Source organism: Winogradskyella undariae (assembly GCF_013285155.1).
In the GTDB taxonomy this organism is placed as follows: Bacteria; Bacteroidota; Bacteroidia; order Flavobacteriales; family Flavobacteriaceae; genus Winogradskyella; species Winogradskyella undariae.
Map to the genome: position 1 here is coordinate 1 of NZ_JABTEL010000038.1, position 3,373 is coordinate 3,373.

The window sequence follows — 3,373 nt, forward strand, 5'->3', positions numbered from 1 at the left end:
AAATGGGGGATTAGCTCAGCTGGCTAGAGCGCCTGCCTTGCACGCAGGAGGTCATCGGTTCGACTCCGATATTCTCCACAACGGCAACAATTGTCTGCTGATATTTATATATCAGTTGCGATTCGCCACAAGTTCATTGACATATTGAAAAAGATACATGAAATAATATAAAGAGAGTTTACTCTCTATGTATAAATATAGTATTTATTTATAATCTTACGAGATTATTGATAGATACAAAGTCTATTTAATATTTTCGGATATTAAGTAGATAGTAACTCATTAAAAAGACAAAAGTACAATAAGCTAAATAAGAGCGTATGGGGAATGCCTAGGCTCTCAGAGGCGATGAAGGACGTGATAAGCTGCGAAAAGCTACGGGGATTGGCACATACAAATTGATCCGTAGATATCCGAATGGGGCAACCCACTATATTGAAGATATAGTATCCGCAAGGAGGCGAACCTGGAGAACTGAAACATCTAAGTACCCAGAGGAGAAGAAAACAAAAGTGATTCCGATAGTAGCGGCGAGCGAAATTGGATTAGCCCAAACCAGTATTGTTACGGCAATGCTGGGGTTGTAGGACCACGACATTAGAAGCAGGATGAATTAGAACAGTTTGGAAAGACTGACCAAAGACGGTGATAGTCCGGTATAAGTAAAGAATGTGGATATAGTGGTATCCTGAGTAGTGCGGGGCACGTGAAACCCTGTGTGAATCAGTCGGGACCATCCGATAAGGCTAAATACTCCTGAGAGACCGATAGTGAACTAGTACCGTGAGGGAAAGGTGAAAAGAACCCTGAATAAGGGAGTGAAATAGAACCTGAAACCATACGCTTACAAGCGGTCGGAGCAGACTTGATCTGTGACGGCGTGCCTTTTGCATAATGAGCCTACGAGTTACCGTTGCTAGCAAGGTTAAGTGATTAAGTCACGGATCCGTAGCGAAAGCGAGTCTGAATAGGGCGCTTTAGTTAGTAGTGGTAGACGCGAAACCGTGTGATCTACCCATGGGCAGGGTGAAGCTGTGGTAACACACAGTGGAGGCCCGAACCGATATACGTTGAAAAGTGTTCGGATGACCTGTGGGTAGGGGTGAAAGGCCAATCAAACTCGGAAATAGCTCGTACTCCCCGAAATGCATTTAGGTGCAGCGTTGATTTATAGTTTTATAGAGGTAGAGCTACTGATTGGATGCGGGGGCTTCACCGCCTACCAATTCCTGACAAACTCCGAATGCTATAAAATGTTCATCAGCAGTGAGGGCATGGGTGCTAAGGTCCATGTCCGAGAGGGAAAGAACCCAGACCATCAGCTAAGGTCCCCAAATATATGTTAAGTTGAATAAACGAGGTTGAACTGCTTAGACAGCTAGGATGTTGGCTTGGAAGCAGCCATTCATTTAAAGAGTGCGTAACAGCTCACTAGTCGAGCGGTTCGGCATGGATAATAATCGGGCATAAACATATTACCGAAGCTATGGACTTATTAATAAGTGGTAGGGGAGCATTGTAGTGTCGTCGAAGGTGAGTCGTGAGGCTTGCTGGAGAAGCTACAAAAGAAAATGTAGGCATAAGTAACGATAATGCGGGCGAGAAACCCGCACACCGAAAGACTAAGGTTTCCTCAGCTATGCTAATCAGCTGAGGGTTAGTCGGGACCTAACGCGAACCCGAAAGGGGTAGTGGATGGCCAACAGGTTAATATTCCTGTACCTGCTCACACTAAAAGTGACGGAGGCGAAAAGTTAGTGCGTACTGACGGAATAGTACGTTGAAGCGAGTGGTAACACCGCGATAGTACACTGAGACTCCGGTCAAGGTGATAATCTAGCAAATCGACTTCCAAGAAAAGCGAGTGAAGCAGCCCGTACCCTAAACCGACACAGGTAGTTGGGATGAGAATTCTAAGGTGCTCGAGAGATTCATGGCTAAGGAACTAGGCAAAATCGACGCGTAACTTCGGGAGAAGCGTCGCCTCCCTTCGGGGAGGCCGCAGTGAAAAAGTCCAGGCGACTGTTTATCAAAAACACAGGGCTCTGCTAAAACGAAAGTTGATGTATAGGGCCTGACACCTGCCCGGTGCTGGAAGGTTAAGTGGAGGGTTTAGAAGTTTACTTCGAAGATCTCAAATGAAGCCCCAGTAAACGGCGGCCGTAACTATAACGGTCCTAAGGTAGCGAAATTCCTTGTCGGGTAAGTTCCGACCTGCACGAATGGTGTAACGATCTGGACACTGTCTCAGCCATGAGCTCGGTGAAATTGTAGTATCGGTGAAGATGCCGATTACCCGCAGTGGGACGAAAAGACCCCGTGAACCTTTACTATAGCTTAGTATTGGCTTTGGATAAGTAATGTGTAGGATAGGTGGGAGACTTCGATGCAGCGTCGCTAGGCGTTGTTGAGTCATTGTTGAAATACCACCCTTTGCTTATCTAGAGTCTAACCTCTAACCAGGGACAGTGCTTGGTGGGTAGTTTGACTGGGGTGGTCGCCTCCAAAAGAGTAACGGAGGCTTCTAAAGGTTCCCTCAGCACGGTTGGTAATCGTGCGTAGAGTGCAATGGCATAAGGGAGCTTGACTGAGAGACATACAGGTCGATCAGGTACGAAAGTAGAGCATAGTGATCCGGTGGTTCCGTATGGAAGGGCCATCGCTCAAAGGATAAAAGGTACTCCGGGGATAACAGGCTGATCTCCCCCAAGAGCTCATATCGACGGGGGGGTTTGGCACCTCGATGTCGGCTCGTCACATCCTGGGGCTGGAGAAGGTCCCAAGGGTTGGGCTGTTCGCCCATTAAAGTGGCACGCGAGCTGGGTTCAGAACGTCGTGAGACAGTTCGGTCTCTATCTACTGTGGGCGTTAGAAATTTGAGTGGATCTGACTCTAGTACGAGAGGACCGAGTTGGACGAACCTCTGGTGTACCTGTTGTTTCGCCAGAAGCATTGCAGGGTAGCTACGTTCGGAAGGGATAAGCGCTGAAAGCATATAAGCGCGAAACCCACCACAAGATGAGATTTCTTTTAAGGGTCGTGGAAGATGACCACGTTGATAGGCTATAGGTGTAAAGGCAGTAATGTCATAGCCAAGTAGTACTAATAACCCATAGGCTTATTGTACAGCGTTTTTTTATAACAGTTTACTATTTATACAGACAGATATCATGTAATTTTTTCAATATGTCAACAATATTAGTGTTGATTATTTATAACAACCCAAGTTCTGATAAACTCAGAATAAAAATTTAAGGTGGTTATAGCGACGGGGCTCACCTCTAACCATTCCGAACAGAGTAGTTAAGCCCGTTTGCGCCGATGGTACTACTTTACTGTGGAAGAGTAGGTCGCCGCCTTTTTAAGAACCCTT

Annotated in this window: 1 tRNA gene and 2 rRNA genes; all 3 read left to right on the forward strand. The window is 46.3% G+C overall.

Annotation, left to right across the window (positions count from 1 at the left end):
• Positions 1-4 precede the first annotated feature (4 nt).
• The 3 genes from HSX10_RS18470 to rrf all read left to right on the forward strand — a co-directional run bounded on the left by HSX10_RS18470 (position 5) and on the right by rrf (position 3,362).
• Positions 5-78: transfer RNA gene (locus tag HSX10_RS18470), tRNA-Ala, on the forward strand.
• 221 nt (positions 79-299) lie between these two features.
• Positions 300-3,126 (forward strand): 23S ribosomal RNA (locus HSX10_RS18475).
• 126 nt (positions 3,127-3,252) lie between these two features.
• A 5S ribosomal RNA gene (gene rrf, locus HSX10_RS18480) occupies positions 3,253-3,362 on the forward strand.
• The last annotated feature ends 11 nt before the right edge of the window (positions 3,363-3,373 follow it).